The 16,860-nt window shown below is 73.8% G+C and carries 13 protein-coding genes and 1 pseudogene; 12 read left to right on the top strand and 2 right to left on the bottom strand.

Annotation, left to right across the window (positions count from 1 at the left end; genetic code table 11):
• Window positions 1-323 precede the first annotated feature (323 nt).
• From ACOBQU_RS07855 to ACOBQU_RS07825, 7 genes are all read left to right on the top strand, one after another.
• Window positions 324-2,045 (top strand): hypothetical protein, encoded by a 1,722-nt coding sequence (locus ACOBQU_RS07855; RefSeq protein WP_423625240.1) that lies wholly within the window; start codon window positions 324-326, stop codon window positions 2,043-2,045.
• A 229-nt stretch (window positions 2,046-2,274) separates the two neighbouring features.
• Window positions 2,275-3,117 (top strand): nitrilase-related carbon-nitrogen hydrolase, encoded by an 843-nt coding sequence (locus ACOBQU_RS07850; RefSeq protein WP_423625238.1) that lies wholly within the window; start codon window positions 2,275-2,277, stop codon window positions 3,115-3,117.
• Complete coding sequence (locus tag ACOBQU_RS07845; RefSeq protein WP_423625236.1) at window positions 3,114-4,397, top strand: aspartate aminotransferase family protein; 1,284 nt, start codon at window positions 3,114-3,116, stop codon at window positions 4,395-4,397. The genes ACOBQU_RS07850 and ACOBQU_RS07845 overlap by 4 nt, the downstream gene beginning before the upstream one ends.
• A gap of 145 nt (window positions 4,398-4,542) precedes the next feature.
• Complete coding sequence (hydA, locus tag ACOBQU_RS07840) at window positions 4,543-5,946, top strand: dihydropyrimidinase (RefSeq protein ID WP_423625234.1); 1,404 nt, start codon at window positions 4,543-4,545, stop codon at window positions 5,944-5,946.
• Window positions 5,947-5,957: 11 nt separating this feature from the next.
• Window positions 5,958-6,974 carry a TIGR03842 family LLM class F420-dependent oxidoreductase gene (locus ACOBQU_RS07835; protein WP_423625232.1) on the top strand — a complete coding sequence of 339 codons (1,017 nt, stop codon included), beginning with the start codon at window positions 5,958-5,960 and terminating at the stop codon, window positions 6,972-6,974.
• Window positions 6,975-7,125: 151 nt separating this feature from the next.
• Window positions 7,126-7,578 (top strand): DUF4232 domain-containing protein, encoded by a 453-nt coding sequence (locus ACOBQU_RS07830; protein ID WP_423625230.1) that lies wholly within the window; start codon window positions 7,126-7,128, stop codon window positions 7,576-7,578.
• Entirely contained in the window at window positions 7,575-7,853 is a 279-nt protein-coding gene (locus ACOBQU_RS07825; RefSeq protein WP_423625228.1) for a DUF4232 domain-containing protein, read from the top strand. Before ACOBQU_RS07830 ends, ACOBQU_RS07825 begins: the two co-directional genes overlap by 4 nt.
• On the opposite strand, the pseudogene ACOBQU_RS07820 reads toward ACOBQU_RS07825, so the two are convergent.
• Window positions 7,819-8,882, bottom strand: a pseudogene (locus ACOBQU_RS07820) (lipoate--protein ligase family protein). The gene ACOBQU_RS07825 and the pseudogene ACOBQU_RS07820 sit on opposite strands and share 35 nt — an antisense overlap.
• Before the next feature lie 189 nt (window positions 8,883-9,071).
• Window positions 9,072-10,463, bottom strand: a complete 1,392-nt coding sequence (locus ACOBQU_RS07815; protein WP_423625226.1) for a hypothetical protein — start codon at window positions 10,461-10,463, stop codon at window positions 9,072-9,074.
• A gap of 487 nt (window positions 10,464-10,950) precedes the next feature.
• Here ACOBQU_RS07815 and ACOBQU_RS07810 point away from each other — a divergent pair, with 487 nt between their 5' ends.
• From ACOBQU_RS07810 to ACOBQU_RS07790, 5 genes are all read left to right on the top strand, one after another.
• A complete protein-coding gene (locus ACOBQU_RS07810) occupies window positions 10,951-11,811 on the top strand; it encodes a response regulator transcription factor (RefSeq protein WP_423625225.1) in 861 nt (286 codons plus the stop codon).
• 10 nt (window positions 11,812-11,821) lie between these two features.
• On the top strand, window positions 11,822-13,645 hold the full coding sequence (locus ACOBQU_RS07805) for a gamma-glutamyltransferase family protein (protein ID WP_423625223.1): 1,824 nt from the start codon (window positions 11,822-11,824) through the stop codon (window positions 13,643-13,645).
• Between the two features lie 124 nt (window positions 13,646-13,769).
• Window positions 13,770-14,627: an inositol monophosphatase family protein gene (locus ACOBQU_RS07800; RefSeq protein ID WP_423625221.1), complete on the top strand. Its 858-nt coding sequence runs from the start codon at window positions 13,770-13,772 to the stop codon at window positions 14,625-14,627.
• A gap of 122 nt (window positions 14,628-14,749) precedes the next feature.
• A complete protein-coding gene (locus tag ACOBQU_RS07795) occupies window positions 14,750-16,180 on the top strand; it encodes a phytoene desaturase family protein (RefSeq protein WP_423625219.1) in 1,431 nt (476 codons plus the stop codon).
• On the top strand, window positions 16,177-16,710 hold the full coding sequence (locus tag ACOBQU_RS07790) for an O-acetyl-ADP-ribose deacetylase (RefSeq protein ID WP_423625217.1): 534 nt from the start codon (window positions 16,177-16,179) through the stop codon (window positions 16,708-16,710). The genes ACOBQU_RS07795 and ACOBQU_RS07790 overlap by 4 nt, the downstream gene beginning before the upstream one ends.
• Window positions 16,711-16,860 lie beyond the last annotated feature (150 nt).

Below are 16,860 nucleotides of genomic sequence, written 5' to 3'. Positions count from 1 at the left end.
AAGCGAGAAGAAAGGGGAAGGTCCGTGACTGCGCGCGGCGATGGTCCCAGGGCGGCGCGACCGCGGAGTTCCGGGGAACCGTCGAGGGGTTCGGGGAACTGCTACGCGGCGTCGGGCCGGATCAGAGGAGGGCCACCGGCGGCGCGGTGGCTAGCGTCTGCTCGCCTCGGGACTGGACATGTGCGCAGACTAGCCACGCTTCCCGCCGCACGTCCACGTAATTAACGTGGGTGCGGAAATCCGTGCGCAGCCGTCCCACGACACGTCCGGTGTTATCTTCCGGACCGGCAGACTCCAAGTCTTCCAGGGGGCGGTGCCCGACCATGTCAGTGGGACAACTGCCGGAGCACATCCGGGAGTTCGCAGAGTACTTGAACGAGTTGGTGGCCCGTCTCGATCAGGCCACCGGGTGGTGCGGCGTGTTCTGGTCCCGGGATCCGGACGGGATGCGGGCCTGCCTCGACGGTGCCGAGGTGCCGCCCTGGGACGTGGTGCAGGCGCTGCTGCACGACCTCGCGGCCGACGCCGGGCCGGGCGTCGCCGAGGCGGAGACGCCCCGCGCGCGGGCCCTGCACGCGGCGTCCGTGGCCGCCCACGACGAGCGCCCCGGCGGCCGGGAACTCCTCAGCGACCGGCTCGACCTGATGCTTCAGGAGCAGCGGTTCGCCCTGGAGCGGCAGCACGAGCTGGCGCGGGCCCTGGCCGTGGCGGCCACCCCCGACGAGGTGGACCGCGTCCATCTGGACCTGGCCTGGGTGCGCGACGACCACGAGCGCGCCGTGGCCCGCTGCAAAGAGCTGCGGCAGCGCATGGAGCGCCTGGACCGGGCGCGGGCGCCCCAGTGGGTGGACTTCGGCACCGGCCCGGACGCCGCGGCGCCCACCGCGCCGCCGGGCACCACCGGGCCCCCGCCCGGTGGTGCCTACGACCCGGTCACGTACGACCCCACGGCGGACGCCGCGTACGAGCCCGCGTACGAGCCGTCGTACGACGCCGCGGAGCCGGTGCGCGAGGCGGCCGCCCCCGGGCGCGGCCGGGGCGCGTCGGGCGACGCGGGCGTCGACCCGGTCCACGACAGGACGGCCGCCGGGTACGACACGCAGGCGGCTCGTGGCCGGACGGTCGCCGTATACGACGGTCACGGCCCCGACGCGTACGCCTCGGACGCGTACGAGGCTGACACGTACGCGTCGGATACGTACGAGGCTGACGCGTACGACTCGGCTGCCCATGACTCCGACGGGTACGACTCCGACTCGTACGCATCCGTCGCGTACGCGTCCGACGTGGATGCCCGCGGCTCCGAGGCGTACGACGCGGTGGATTCCGCGTACGACACCGCCGCGCCCTCATCCGGGGCGGAGCCCGAGCCTCCGCCCGTCCCCGCCGCCCCGCGCGTTCCCGCGCAGGGCACCCGCTCCCGCCTCGGCGGGGTGCTCCGGCGGCCCCGGGGCGCGCGCTTCGCGGGGTCCGGCGGAGCGGCGGCGCGCGGGCACCCGCGCCCGTCGGAGAGTCCGGACGACGAGCGCGCCACCGTCGACGCGGTGCGGGCGCTCATCCGGCTGCGCGGCGAGGGCCGCAGCGGGGAGGCGCACGGCGTGCTCGTGGAGGCGGCCGGATGGCCCGCCGCCCGGCTTCCGCTGTTCGCCGAGGAGTTGCACCACGCGGGCCTGGCCGCCGACTGGGCGACGCTGCTGTGGGAGGCCGCGTCGCTGCCGCCCGACCGGCTCGTGGCCGTCGCCGACGCGCTCGCCGCGGCGGGGCGCGCCGACGACTGCCGCCAGCTGCTGCGCCAGGGCGTGGTGCGGCCCCCGCAGGAGATCGCCGAGGCGCTGCTCGCGCTCGCGGACGCCGGGCGCGAGCGCGAGGCCCGCGCGCTGCTCGACGCGTACGTCCGCATGCGCAGCGCCGAGGACGTCGCGGCCTGCGCGCACACCGACCCGCAGCGGCTGATCCCGCAGCTCCTGGACACGGCGAGAGCGGTGTCCGACCGGCACCAGTGGGACCTCGTGCACGCGCTGCGGGTCGCGGGCCTCACGACCTGAGCCGCCCGTGCCGGGGTGCCCGGCGCGGGCGTTCCGCCTCCCGCTGGCCCGCCGGGCGGCGGCGCTCCTCCGGTCCGGGTCTCGCCCGCTCGGGTGCCAAACAAGATCGACTGCGGCGCTTGCCGACGATGGTCTTGGCAAGGCCGTCGATGAGGCTTACGTTCATGTTTCCACGCACCGGTTCTACGGGCGTAGAGGCTCTCTGACGTCCCGTCGAAGGAGCAGCTCCATGGTCAACGCCGTACGCGCCGCACTGGTCCAGGCGACCTGGACCGGCGACACCGAATCCATGATCGCCAAGCATGAGGAGCACGCCCGCGAGGCCGCCCGGCAGGGCGCCAAGGTGATCGGCTTCCAAGAGGTCTTCAACGCCCCGTACTTCTGCCAGGTCCAGGAGAAGGAGCACTACCGCTGGGCGGAGCCGGTGCCGGACGGGCCGACCACGCGCCGCATGCGGGAGCTGGCGCGCGAGACCGGCATGGTGATCGTGGTGCCGGTCTTCGAGGTCGAGCAGTCCGGGTTCTACTACAACACCGCGGCCGTGATCGACGCCGACGGCAGCTACCTCGGGAAGTACCGCAAGCACCACATCCCCCAAGTCAAGGGATTCTGGGAGAAGTTCTACTTCCGCCCCGGCAACGTCGGCTGGCCCGTCTTCGACACGGCCGTGGGCAGGGTCGGCGTCTACATCTGCTACGACCGCCACTTCCCCGAAGGCTGGCGGCAGTTGGGCCTGAACGGCGCCCAGCTGGTCTACAACCCCTCGGCCACCTCGCGCGGCCTGTCCGCCCACCTGTGGCAGCTGGAGCAGCCCGCGGCGGCCGTCGCCAACGAGTACTTCGTCGCCGCGATCAACCGCGTCGGCCAGGAGGAGTACGGCGACAACGACTTCTACGGCACGAGCTACTTCGTCGACCCGCGCGGCCAGTTCGTCGGCGAGGTCGCCAGCGACAAGGCCGAGGAACTCGTCGTACGGGACCTGGACTTCGACCTGATCGACGAGGTCCGCGAGCAGTGGGCGTTCTACCGGGACCGCCGCCCCGACGCGTACGAAGGGCTGGTCACGCCGTGACGGACCTGTACGCCCGGCACCGGGCCGTCCTGCCGGACTGGCTCGCGCTGTACTACGACGAGCCGATCGAGCTGACCCACGGCGAGGGCCGCCACGTCTTCGACGCCCAGGGGCGGCGCTACCTGGACTTCTTCGGCGGCATCCTCACCACCATGACCGCGCACGCGCTGCCCGAGGTCACCAAGGCCGTCGCCGAGCAGGCGGGCCGCATCATCCACAGCTCCACGCTGTACCTGAACCGCCCCATGGTCGACCTCGCCGAGCGGATCGCCGCCCTGTCCGGCATCCCCGACGCCCGCGTCTTCTTCACCACCTCCGGCACCGAGGCCAACGACACCGCGCTGCTGCTCGCCACCGCCCACCGCCGCTCCAACCAGATCCTGGCGATGCGCAACAGCTACCACGGCCGCTCCTTCACGGCCGTCGGCATCACCGGCAACCAAGGCTGGTCGCCGACCAGCCTCTCGCCATTGCAGACGCTCTACGTCCACGGCGGCGTGCGCGCCCGCGGGCCCTACGCCGCCCTGAGCGACGCCGAGTTCACCGCCGCCTGCGTCGCCGACCTGAGGGACATGCTCGGGCAGACCCGCGGCGGCGTCGCCGCGCTCATCGCCGAGCCGATCCAGGGCGTCGGCGGCTTCACCTCACCGCCCGACGGGCTGTACGCCGCGTTCCGTGAGGTGCTGAACGAGCACGGCATCCTGTGGATCGCCGACGAGGTGCAGACCGGCTGGGGCCGCACCGGCGACCACTTCTGGGGCTGGCAGGCGCACGGCCAGGCCGGGCCGCCGGACATCCTCACCTTCGCCAAGGGCATCGGCAACGGCATGTCGATCGGTGGTGTCGTCGCCCGCGCCGAGGTGATGAACGCCCTCGACGCCAACTCCATCTCCACGTTCGGCGGCTCGCCGGTCACCATGGCCGCGGGCCTCGCCAACCTCACGTACCTCCTGGAGCACGACCTCCAGGGCAACGCGCGCCGGGTCGGCGGGCTGCTCATCGAGCGGCTGCGGGCGATCTGCGCCCAGCTGCCCGTCGTGCGCGAGGTGCGCGGCCGCGGTCTGATGATCGGCGTCGAGCTGGTCGAGCCCGGCACCGGCAGGGCCAACCCGCGGGCGGCCGCCGCCGTCCTGGAGGCGGCCCGCGAGGGCGGCCTGCTCATCGGCAAGGGCGGCGGCCACGACAGCAGCGTGCTGCGGATCGCGCCGCCGCTGTCGCTGACCGTGGCGGAGGCGGAGGCTGGCGCCGCGATCCTTGGGCGGGCCCTCGGCAGTGCGTGAACGCGCGCCGCTGGGTGTGCGCGCCGTGCCGTCTGCCCGTTTGTGTCCGCGGCTTCGTTGTGGCTGGTCGCGCAGTTCCCCGCGCCCCTTCGGGGCGCGGCCCCGCACCCGCCCCGCACTTTCGTACGAAAGGGAGCGCACCACCATGAGTCATCGCACCCTGATCCGTGGCGGGCTCGTCATCACCGCCGCCGAGGAGACCCACGCCGACGTCCTGATCGAGGACGGCCGGATCGCCGCGCTGGCCGCGCACGGCAGCCACGCGGCCGGGAGCTGGACCGCCGACCGCGTCATCGACGCCAGCGGCAAGTACGTCATCCCGGGCGGCGTCGACGCCCACACGCACATGGAGCTGCCCTTCGGCGGCACCTTCGCCTCCGACTCCTTCGAGACCGGCACGCGGGCCGCCGCGTGGGGCGGCACCACGACCATCGTGGACTTCGCCGTGCAGACCGTCGGGCGGCCGCTGCGCGAGGGCCTCGACGCCTGGCACGCCAAGGCCGACGGGCAGTGCGCGATCGACTACGCCTTCCATATGATCCTCTCCGACGTCAACGACCGGACGCTCAAGGAGATGGACCTGCTGGTCGAGGAGGGCATCACCTCCTTCAAGCTGTTCATGGCCTACCCGGGCGTGTTCTACAGCGACGACGGGCAGATCCTGCGGGCCATGCAGCGCTCGGCGGCCAACGGCGGCCTGATCATGATGCACGCCGAGAACGGCATCGCCATCGACGTCCTCGTGGAGCAGGCCCTCCAGCGCGGCGAGACCGACCCCCGCTACCACGGCGAGGTCCGCAAGGCCCTCCTGGAGGCGGAGGCCACCCACCGCGCGATCCAGCTGGCCCGTGTCGCCGGGGCCCCGCTGTACGTCGTGCACGTCTCCGCCGAGGAGGCCGTCGCCGAACTGGCCGCCGCCCGCGACAAGGGCCTGCCGGTCTTCGGCGAGACCTGCCCGCAGTACCTGTTCCTGTCCACGGACAACCTGGCCGAGCCCGGCTTCGAGGGCGCCAAGTACGTCTGCTCCACGCCGCTGCGGCCGCGCGAGCACCAGGCGGCGCTCTGGCGCGGGCTGCGCACCAACGACCTCCAGGTCGTGTCCACCGACCACTGCCCGTTCTGCTTCGCGGGCCAGAAGGAGCTGGGCCGCGGCGACTTCTCGAAGATCCCCAACGGCCTGCCGGGCGTCGAGAACCGCATGGACCTGCTCCACCAGGCCGTCCTTGACGGGCACATCAGCCGCCGCCGCTGGATCGAGATCGCGTGCGCGACCCCGGCCCGGATGTTCGGCCTCTACCCGAAGAAGGGCACCCTCGCGCCGGGCGCCGACGCGGACGTCGTGGTCTACGACCCGACGGCCGAGCAGGTCATGTCCGCCGACACCCACCACATGAACGTCGACTACTCGGCGTACGAGGGCAAGCGCGTCACCGGACGCGTGGAGACCGTCCTGTCGCGCGGCGAAGTCGTCATCGACGGGCGGGAGTTCACCGGTCGCGCCGGACACGGCGGCTACACGCCGCGCGCGACCTGCCAGTACCTGGACTAGGAGGTCCCGTCATGGATTTCGGACTCGTACTGCAGACGGACCCGCCCGCGTCCGCGGTCGTCGACCTGATGCGGCGCGCGGAGGCGAACGGCTTCCGCTACGGCTGGACCTTCGACTCGTCGGTGCTCTGGCAGGAACCCTTTGTGATCTACAGCCAGATCCTGGAGCACACCAGCGCGTTGACGGTCGGCCCCATGGTCACCAACCCGGGCACCCGCACCTGGGAGGTCACCGCCTCCACCTTCGCGACGCTCAACGACATGTTCGGCAACCGCACCGTGTGCGGCATCGGCCGCGGCGACTCCGCGATGCGCGTCGCGGGCCGCAAGCCCCACACCCTGGCCCGCCTGGGCGAGGCCATCGACGTCATCCGCGACCTCGCCGAGGGCCGCGAGGCCGACGTCGGCGGGCAGCGCCTGCGCATCCCCTGGGTCAAGGACGGCAGGCTGCCGGTGTGGATGGCGGCGTACGGGCCCCGGGCGCTCGCCCTCACCGGGCAGAAGGCCGACGGGTTCATCCTCCAGCTCGCCGACCCCTATCTGACCGAGTGGATGGTCAAGGCCGTCCGGGACGCGGCCGCCGCGGCCGGGCGGGATCCGGCCGACGTGAGGATCTGCGTCGCGGCCCCCGCGTATCTGACCGCCGACGACTCGCCCGAGGCCCTGGCCCACGCCCGGGACGAGTGCCGCTGGTTCGGCGGCATGGTCGGCAACCACGTCGCCGACCTGGTGGCCAGGTACGGCGAGCACTCCGACCTGGTGCCCGAGGCGCTGACCGAGTACATCAAGGCCCGCCAGGGCTACGACTACGCGCACCACGGGCGGGCCGGGAACCCCGACACCGCGTTCGTGCCGGACGACATCGTGGACCGCTTCTGTGTGATCGGCACCGCGCGGCACCATGTGGCCAGGATGCGGGAGCTGAAGGCGCTGGGCGTCGACCAGTTCGCGCTCTACGCGATGCACGACGCGCGCGAGCAGGTCATCGAGGGATACGGCGACAGCGTGATCCCCGCCCTGCGGGACTGAGCCCCACCCGACGTACCCGGCGCACGCGGCGCGCGCAAGGCGGGTGGGGCAGGGCCGCGGCCACGCCCCACCCGCCGCAGGGGTCGTCCCGTGCGAGGGTCGCCATGACCGGCGTGGGGTCTGGGGCGTCCCCGCGTGGCATGATCCGGGTGTGACTCTCCTGCCGATGTCGCCGCCGCTGTCACGGAGGGCATTCCCGTGCGCCGCCGCGCTCGCCGTCGCCGTGTTCGCCACCGGCTGCGGGGGCGCGGACGAGGGGGAGCGGCAGGGCGCCGGGGCCGGGGTGCCGTGGCCGTCGGTCTCGGCGGGCCCCCTGGACCGGGACGCTCCGCGGTACGGCACCGAGCCGAGCGGACCGCCGCAGCCGTCCCGGGACTGCTCCCGGAAGACCGGCCCCCTGGTCGAGCCCAGCCCCGTGGACGCCGCGATGGGGCTGCGTGCGATGGGGGTGTGGCTGACCAACTGCGGCCAGCGCCCCTACCGGCTCGACGGCTACCCGGCCGTCCGGGTCCTCGACGCCGACGGCGCCGCCGTCGCCGTACGGGTCCTGAAGGGTGCGGGGGACATCACCACGGGGGTGCCGGACCCGGCCCGCACCCGGTGACGCTGCGGCGCGGCGAGTCGGCGACGGCGGTCGTCGTCTGGCGCAACACCTACACGGACACCACGAAGGCCCCGGTGAAGGGCGAGCACCTGAAGGTCGTGCCGGTGCCGGGCGGCCCCGCGCGGACCGTCACCCCGTACGGCGGCGTCGACCTCGGCTCCACGGGCCGCCTCGGCGTCACGGCGTGGCGGAAGGCCCCGCCGAAGAAGCCGAGGCGACCGCTGCCCACGCCGCCCCCGGCTACGGCACCCGCGCCGTCCACTCCTGCGCGCTGAACTTGGTGCGGGCCAGCTCCTGCGCGCGGGCCAGCTCCGCGTCGGTGACCTTGCCGTCGGTGAGGCCGTAGCGGCTCCGGAAGGAGTCGATCATGCGGTCGATGACGGCCTCGCGGGGCAGGCCCGTCTGGCGGCGCAGGGGGTCGACGCGCTTCTTGGCGCTCTTGGTGCCCTTGTCGGACAGCTTCTCGCGGCCGATGCGCAGCACGTCGAGCATCTTGTCGGCGTCGATGTCGTAGGCCATCGTCACGTGGTGCAGGACCGCGCCGGGGAGCCGCCGGGGCCGACCAGGCGCTTCTGCGCGGCACCGGCGATCTTCCCGGCGTCCGTGGCGATGTCGTTCAGCGGCTGGTACCAGGCCTTGACGCCCATGTCGCCGAGCGCGCCGAGCACCCAGTCGTCCAGGTAGGCGTAGCTGTCCTGGAACGACAGGCCCTGCACCAGTGCGTCGGGCACCGACAGGGAGTACGTGATGGTGTTGCCCGGCTCCACGAACATCGCGCCGCCGCCGGAGATCCGCCGCACCACCCCGATGCCGTGCCGCCGGGCGCCCTCGGGGTCGACCTCGTTGCGCAGCGACTGGAAGCTGCCGATGATCACCGAGGGGGCGCCCCACTCCCAGACGCGCAGCGTCGGCGGGCGGCGCCCGGCGGCGACCTCCTCGGTGAGGACCTGGTCGAGCGCCATGTGCAGGGCGGGCGGCTGCGGGCCCTCGTGGACGAGCTGCCAGTCGTAGTCCGTCCAGTCCGTGGCGTGCGCCAGGGCGCGGCGCACCGCGATCGCCACGCCTTCCGCCGTCAGGCCGTACATCACCGTGCCCGGCGGCAGCGCGGCCTCGACGCGGGCGGCGAGACCGGCCGCGTCCGTGTCGGCCGGGGCGCCCTCCAGGGCGGCGTCGATGGCGAGGATCGCCTCGTCCGGTTCGAGGAAGAAGTCACCGGCCACGCGCACCCGGCGCAGCCGCCCGTCCTCGACGTCCAGGTCGACCACGACGAGCTTGCCGCCGGGGACCTTGTACTCGCCGTGCACCGCGCACCCTCCCTGCCCACGGGACGTCCGGCCCCGGGTTGTGTGTGAATCGTGAAGTCCGGAGTCAACGGTAACCGGCTCCGGACGCCGGGAGCCGCCGACGGGCGCGGGGAGGGCCGGGGGTGGCACGGCGGGGTCCCACCCCCTGGAGCGTTTGGAGGGGGTGGGACCCGTGGAAGGGGCGGGCGGCTAGACGACCCGCCGCGGCGGCTTGCTGAACGGGCAGGGCTGGGAGAAGAACTCCCGGCGCTCCTGCACGTCCCGGAAGTTCGTCTGCGTCGACGCGCCGGTGGCGGCGAGGAGCAGGCCGTCGGTGGAGTGGGGCCCGTCGAGGTAGGCGGCGAGGGGGCTGGCGGTGGCGCTGAGGGGGATGTGGGTGGTGCCGTGGGGGTGTGCGGTGGGGTCGGCCTGGGCGGCGTTGTCGCGCATCTTGCGTACGGTGCGGATGGCGTCGGGGGCGCCGGTGAGGGACTTGGTCTCCTGGCCGCCGAGGTTGTTGCGGGGCAGGTGCAGGTGCATGTCGCGCCAGGCGAAGATGAATACCCGCACGTTCACGCCGTGCCGCTCCAGCAGGGGCAGGAACGGGTCCTTGCAGCCCTCGTCGCGCAGCCGCGCCAGTTCCTGGCCGAACTGGTCGAACAGGTCGGTGAAGAGGTGGAAGCGCATGCTGACGGAGTGGCTGCCGCTGGTCAGGCCGAGGTTCTCGCGGATCTGGTGGTAGTCGTGGGTGCTGAGGTTGTCGACGATGGGCGGCAGGCACACCTCGACGGGGTCGAACAGTTCGCTGGCGCCGTCCAGGACGTGTACGGCGGTGGCGATGTCGCCCTTGCGGGCGTTGAGGATGGCGGCTTCGATGCGGTCGTTGATCTCCCGGACGAGTAGTTCGGGGATCTGGTGCAGGGCGCGGAACTGGGTGAAGTAGGTGTCGCCGGTCAGATGGTGCTCGTGCACGGCGTGGCGCAGCCGGTCGCTGGCGAGCAGCCGCTTGGGGGCGACGTCCGGCGCGGGGTGCGCCGACTTGGCGAGGTTGGCGCTCCACACCCGCGCGTCGTGGTTGGCCACCCGGACGCAGTGCAGCAGGCCGAACCAGGAGTCCTCCAGGCCGCGTTCGGCGATCACGGCGTCGACGTCGATGCGGCCGTCCTGGGCGAGCGCGTTCAGCTGCTGGTCGAAGCGGCGCAGGGCGGGTTCGAACTCCGCGAAGGCCGGGGTCGCGGCCACCTGCCAGCGCGGCGCGTCCCGCCACACCTCGGCGCCGCTGACCCGCAGCGCGGCGATGCTCAGCCGCACCAGGACGCGGTGGAAGCTGCGCACCCAGTGCAGGGCGGCCACGCCCCGCTCCACGTCCAGGGCCCGCAGGTGGCCGCTGGCGCGGTCCAGGAGGTCGGTCAGGTTGTACAGGGCGATCTCGGCGGACTGGTACAGGCCCACGAGCAACGCCTGCGGAGTGACAGGTTCCGCGACGGTCTCGCTCCGCGCGTCCTCAATCGCGCGCAGACTCTGCAGGGCGTAGTAGTGCTCGGCTATGACACCGCGCTCGTTGTGGGCGGCGGGGCGGTCGGCGGCAGGCGTGAGAGGCAAAAGAGTTCCCTTTGAAGGCAGGATTGGTCGGGGGAAAACGCCGTTGGCGCGGGCGCCGGACGGCTGCCGAATGTCGTCTGTCGTGGGGCGTACACGGTGATCGGCGCGCCACACTGACGTGCGGTCAGATTCGATAGACTGGGGGGTTTGCCATGTCCGGTCGCCGGGACAGCTCCCCGCGCGGGGCGGGGTGCGGCGGCGCGCTGCGGCAACTGGCCGAGCGGAACGGTGAATTGGCTGGTGGGGCGGCTATGGCTGTTCGTTGGGGGGTCTGGTCGCCCGGTCCGTGGCTCAAGTGCGCTTGTTTCCAGCGCCGGTTGGCCGTTACAGACTCGCTCAGTCAAGCTGTCGAGTGGTATGGGTAAAAGTGCGTAGCTGCGTTCAAGACGCGTTAGGAACGCGTTAGGGAAGCGCGTTAGGGAAGCACTGAAACGGGGAGACCTCGGTGTCAGGTTTGTCGTGTTTATCTGTGCGTCACTATGAACGCATGCTCAACCTCGCCGTGACGGCGCTGCGGGAACCGGACCCGCAGCTGATTTGGCGCCCGGTCGCGACGGAGTTGCTGAATGCGTGCGGTGGCGAATTCCTGTTCCTGAAACGGGACGGGCCGAGCGGCGAAGGCCAATCGCTGTCTTTCTGGGCGGCCGGTGGGACGGCCGTCCGGGACCTCGACGCGGCGGTGCGGGAGCGGCTCGGGCGCGCCACCCCCCTCGCCGACCACTACGGCGCGACCGGCGACCGGACGCCGCGCACCGCCGCCGACGTCCTCGGTGAACGGGGCTGGCGCGACAGCGGCACGGCGGCGCTGCTGCGCGACGCCCTCGGCACCGACCACCTCCTGGTCCTGCCGCTGCCGGACGGCGCCCGGCCAGTGGGGTACTTCCTCATCTGCCGCTCCGGCACCGACTTCACCGCCGACCACCTCGCCTACGCGCGGCGCATCCAGCCGCTGCTCGCGGGCGTCGACCGGCAGGCCGAACTCCTCGTCCGGCACGCCACCGCCACCCCGCACGCCCGGGACCGGCACACCCCCACCGCCCCCCACCCCCAGACCCCCGAGGCCCCGAACGGCCAACCGGCGCCCGAGGACGGCGCCCCCGGGGGCGACCTCACGCCGCGCGAGCTGACCGTCCTCGGCCTGCTCGGCGACGCGCTGACGGCCGGAGTCATCGCGCGCCGCCTCGGCATCTCCGTCCACACCGTGCAGAAGCACATCCAGAGCATCTACCGCAAGCTCGGCACCAGAGACCGCGTGGCCACGGTGCTGCTGGCCCAGACCCACGGACTGATCCCCGCCGCGGCCACGGCACCGGGATCGCCCCCCGCGAAGGGGCGGCGCCGGGGCTAGCCTGCGGGGCATGTTCACCACGCGCCCCACCCTTCAGGGCACCTTCGGCATGGTGTCGTCCACCCACTGGCTCGCCTCGCAGTCCGCGATGGCCGTCCTGGAAGACGGCGGCAACGCGTACGACGCCGCCGTCGCCGCGGGCTTCGTCCTGCACGTCGTCGAACCGCACCTGAACGGGCCCGCGGGAGAGGTGCCGATCCTCCTCGCGCCCGCGGACGGCCCGGTGCGCGTCCTGTGCGGCCAGGGCGTCGCCCCCCGGGGCGCCACGGTCGCCCACTACCGGGACGCGCTCGGCCTCGACCTGGTGCCGGGCACCGGACCGCTGGCCGCCGCCGTGCCCGGCGCCTTCGACGCCTGGATGCTGCTCCTGAGGGACCACGGCACCAAGCACCTCGCTGACGTCCTGGCGTACGCCATCGGCTACGCCGAGGACGGCCACCCGCCGGTGGAGCGGGTCGGCGCGACCGTCGAGGCGGTGCGGGAGCTGTTCGAGACCGAGTGGACCTCGTCCGCCGAGGTCTACCTGCGGGGCGGACGGCCGCCCGCGCCGGGGGAGTTGTTCCGCAACCCGCGCCTGGCCGCCACCTGGCGGCGCCTGCTCGCCGAGGCCGCCGACAAGGGCGGCGACGACCGGGTCGCACAGATCGAGGCCGCGCGCGAGGTGTGGCGCACCGGGTTCATCGCCGACGCCCTGCTGCGGCAGTCCGCGCGCCCCACCATGGACACCAGCGGCACCCGGCACACCGGCACGCTCACCGCCGCCGACCTCGCCGACTGGTCGGCCACGTACGAGGATCCGGTCACCTACGACTGGCGGGGCTGGACGCTGTGCAAGCCCGGACCCTGGAGCCAGGGCCCCGCCTTCCTCCAGCAACTCGCGCTGCTGCCGCCCGAGTTGCCCGCGTACGGCTCCGCCGCGTACGTGCACCTGCTGGTCGAGGGCTGCAAGCTCGCCATGGCCGACCGCGAGGCCTGGTACGGCGACGTCGCCGACGTGCCCCTGGACGACCTCCTCTCGGACGCCTACAGCGCCCGGCGGCGCGCGCTCATCGGCGCCGCGGCCTCGTACGACCTCAGACCGGGCGACCCCGGCGGCCGCACGCCCCGCCTGTCCGCCCGCGCGCGGGCCGTCGCCTCCGGAGAGTCGGCCTACGACGCGCAGGGCATCGTCGCGGGCACCGGCGCCGCCGCCGGAGCCGGTGAGCCGACCGTCGCCCGGGACGGCGCCACCCGGGGCGACACCTGCCACCTGGACGTCGTCGACCGCTGGGGCAACATGGTCGCGGCCACGCCCTCCGGCGGCTGGCTCCAGTCCAACCCGGTGGTGCCCGAACTCGGCTTCCCCCTCGGCACCCGCCTCCAGATGACCTGGCTGGACGAGGGACTGCCCAACACGCTCACGCCGGGCCGCCGCCCGCGCACCACCCTGACCCCGACCCTCGCCCTCAAGGACGGCGTCCCGGTCATGGCGTTCGGCACGCCCGGCGGCGACCAGCAGGACCAGTGGCAGACGCACTTCTTCCTGGCGGTGGCGCTGCGCGCGACGGTCCGCGGCGGCCTCGACCTCCAAGGCGCCATCGACGCCCCGAACTGGCACAACGACTCCTTCCCCGGCTCCTTCTACCCGCGCGGCATGCGCCCCGGCAGCGTCACCGTGGAGTCCCGCACCGATCCGGCCGTCGTCGCGGAGCTGCGGCGCCGCGGACACGACGTGACCGTCGGGGACGCCTGGTCGGAGGGGCGGCTGTGCGCGGTGGCGCGGGACCCGCGGACCGGGGTGCTGTCGGCGGCGGCCAACCCCCGGGGGATGCAGGGGTACGCGGTGGGGCGGTGAGGGGGCGCCCCGTGCGATGCGGGCGGCCCGTGCGGTGCGGGCGGGCGCGTGAACTTCATCTCGATTCCATCTGGTGTTCACCCCGCGCGCACGGGTTGTCAGTGCGGCGTGCTCTCATGGACACATGATCGAAACGCAGGCAGTCAAGGAAAGCATCGACGACTTTCTCGCACGTCAGGCCGCCGATGTGGAGCAGGTGGTGCGCGCCGCCGCGGCGGCCGAGATCACCCCGAGGTTCCGGCAGCTCGCCGCCGCCGACGTCGTGCAGAAGAGCGGCCCGCACGACCTGGTGACGGTCGCCGACCGGCGCGCGGAGGAGTTCCTCACCCGCGAGCTCACGGCGCTGCTGCCCGGCTCCGTCGTCGTCGGCGAGGAGGCGGTGCACGCCGACCCCGCGAGGTACGAGGCGATAGCGGGCGCGGCCCCGGTGTGGATCGTCGATCCCGTCGACGGGACACGCCAGTTCGTGCACGGCGACCCCGGCTTCTGCACCCTCGTCGCGCTCGCCCTGGACGGCGTGGTCCTCGCCTCGTGGACGTACGCCCCGGCGCTGGACGCGTGCGCGGTGGCGGTCCGCGGCCGCGGCGCCACGCTGAACGGCCAGCGGCTGAGCGCGGGCGCCCCCGAGGACGACCGCCCCCTGAGGGTGGCCACCTCGCACCCGGACTTCACCACCGAGGACCAGAAGCGCGCCCTGCTCGGCGTGTTCAGCGAGGGCTTCGCGCCCCGGCCCTGCGGCTCCGCGGGCCTGGAGTACCTGGCCGTGGCCCGGGGCGACCTGGACGCCGTGGCCTTCAGCTGGGAGCTGGCCTGGGACCACGCCGCGGGCCTCCTCCTGGTCGAGGAGGCGGGCGGCGCCCACCTGACCCGCGACGGCGTCCCCTTCGCCATCACCGGCGGGAACACGCTGCCGTTCACGGCCGCGCGCGACGAGGCCACCGCCCGCCGGGTCGCGACCGCCCTCGCCGACGGCGGCGCCTGACGGCCGCCCGGAGCCGCTGCCGGGGCGCGCGGGATGCGCCAGGGGGACCGGACCCCGGTCGCCGTCAGTCCCCCGGCATATCCTGTGCCGCACTGGCCACCGGCTGACGAAGGAGTCCGAAGGTGCCGTCGATGCTCGATGCCGCCGTCGTGGGGGCGGGACCGAACGGTCTGACCGCCGCCGTCGAGCTGGCCCGCCGCGGCCTGTCGGTGGCCGTCTTCGAAGCCAGGGGCGCGATCGGCGGCGGCGCCCGCACCGAGGAGCTGACGCTGCCCGGCTTCCGGCACGACCCGTGCTCGGCCGCCCACCCCCTCGGGGTCAACTCACCGGCGTTCCGCGCCCTGCCCCTCCAGCGGTACGGCCTCGACTGGGCGCACCCCCCGCTGCCGATGGCGCACCCCTTCCCCGACGGCACCGCCGCCGTGCTCGCGCGCTCCGTCGCCGAGACCGCCGCGTCCTTCGGGCCGCGCGACGCCGGGGCGTACCGACGGCTCGTCGAGCCCTTCCTGCCGCACTGGGACACCCTGGTGCGGGACTTCATGGCGCTGCCGCTGACCGCGCTGCCCCGCGACCCGGTCACGCTCGCCCGCTTCGGGCTCGTCGGCCTGCCGCCGTCGACGTGGCTGACCCGCCGGTTCCGCGACGACCGGGCGCGTGCCCTGTTCGCCGGGCTCGTCGCCCACGTCATCGCGCCCCTGAACGGCCTCGCCACCAGCGCCGTCGGCCTGGTCTTCGCGCTCGCCGCGCACGCCCGCGGCTGGCCCGTCGCCCGCGGCGGCTCCCAGGCGATCAGCGACGCCCTCGCGGCGTACCTGAAGGACCTCGGCGGCGGCATCCACACCGACTACGAGGTCAAGCGCCTCGATGACCTGCCCCCGGCCCGCGCCTACGTCTTCGACACCTCCCCGACGGCCGCCGCCCGCATCGCGGGCCTCGGCCGCTACTACGACGGGTTCCGGTACGGGGCCTCCGTCTTCAAGCTCGACTACGCCCTCGACGGCCCGGTGCCGTGGACCGCGCCCGAGGCCCGCGCCGCCGGGACCGTCCAGATCGGGCCGGGCAGCCGGGACGTCGCCGCCGCGCTGCGCGCCGCCTCCCGGGAGGGGCGCGCCCCGGACGCCCCGTTCCTGATCACCGTGCAGCCCGGCGTCGCCGACCCGACCCGCGCCCCCGAGGGCAAGCAGGTCTTCTGGGCGTACGGACACGTGCCGAACGGCTGGCGCGGTGACCTCACGGACGCCGTGGAGCGCCAGATCGAGCGGTTCGCGCCCGGCTTCCGCGACCGCGTGCTCGCCCGCGCCACTGCGGGCCCGCCCCAGCTCGCCGAGCGCAACGCCAACTACGTGGGCGGCGACATCGCCTGCGGCGCCGCGAGCGGCCTCCAACTGCTGCTGCGGCCCCGGCTCACCCTGTTCCCGTACCGCACCAGACACCCCGCCGTCTTCCTCTGCTCGGCCGCGACGCCGCCCGGCCCCGGCGTGCACGGCATGTCCGGGCACAACGCCGCCAAGGCCGTCTGGAAGCACCTCACCCGCCCCCGGGAGGACCGGTGACCGCCCGCGTCACGCTCGTTCGGGGCGACCTCACCCAGCAGCGAGCCGACGCCCTGGTGAACGCGGCGAACTCCTCCCTGCTCGGCGGAGGCGGCGTCGACGGCGCCCTGCACCGGCGCGGCGGCCCTGCCATCCTGGAGGAGTGCCGCCGCCTGCGCGCCGGGCACTACGGCAAGGGCCTGCCGACCGGGCAGGCCGTCGCCACGACGGCCGGGCGCCTGGACGCCGCGCACGTCATCCACACGGTCGGCCCGGTCTGGTCCGCCACCGAGGACCGCTCCGCGCTGCTGGCCTCCTGCTACCGCGAGTCCCTGCGCGTCGCCGCCGCCGTCGGCGCCCGCACGGTCGCCTTCCCCGCGGTCTCCACGGGGGTGTACGGCTGGCCGATGGACGACGCCGCCCGCATCGCCGTCCACGCCGTCCGCGAGACCCTGGCGGAGGAGCCGGGCCCCGTCGAGGAGGTCCGGTTCGTGCTCTTCGACGACGCGGCGTACCGGACCTTCGAGGAGGCCCTGGCAGCGGAAGCATGATGTCGCATTCCCGCCAGCCAACGCCCTCCGGGATCCCCGATCCTTGACCCATGCCCACCACAGCACCTGGGCCCGCCCCCCATCCGGCCCCGCCCGCCCCGCCCGCACCACAGGCGCCCCACCCCCCAAGAGCAGCCGCGCCCGCAGGGA

The sequence above is a fragment of the Streptomyces sp. G45 genome (assembly GCF_049542095.1).
Taxonomy (GTDB): domain Bacteria; phylum Actinomycetota; class Actinomycetes; order Streptomycetales; family Streptomycetaceae; genus Streptomyces.
The sequence above is the reverse complement of the archived record's forward strand: the minus strand, read 5'-3'. Positions and strand labels throughout refer to the sequence as shown.

Bases quoted from the DNA above. Each gene is read 5' to 3' on its own strand.
- ACOBQU_RS07855 (WP_423625240.1), top strand. From the start codon at position 324: ATGTCAGTGGGACAACTGCCGGAGCACATCCGGGAGTTCGCAGAGTAC.
- ACOBQU_RS07850 (WP_423625238.1), top strand. From the start codon at position 2,275: ATGGTCAACGCCGTACGCGCCGCACTGGTCCAGGCGACCTGGACCGGC.
- hydA (WP_423625234.1), top strand. From the start codon at position 4,543: ATGAGTCATCGCACCCTGATCCGTGGCGGGCTCGTCATCACCGCCGCC.
- ACOBQU_RS07835 (WP_423625232.1), top strand. From the start codon at position 5,958: ATGGATTTCGGACTCGTACTGCAGACGGACCCGCCCGCGTCCGCGGTC.
- ACOBQU_RS07810 (WP_423625225.1), top strand. From the start codon at position 10,951: ATGCTCAACCTCGCCGTGACGGCGCTGCGGGAACCGGACCCGCAGCTG.
- ACOBQU_RS07805 (WP_423625223.1), top strand. From the start codon at position 11,822: ATGTTCACCACGCGCCCCACCCTTCAGGGCACCTTCGGCATGGTGTCG.
- ACOBQU_RS07800 (WP_423625221.1), top strand. From the start codon at position 13,770: ATGATCGAAACGCAGGCAGTCAAGGAAAGCATCGACGACTTTCTCGCA.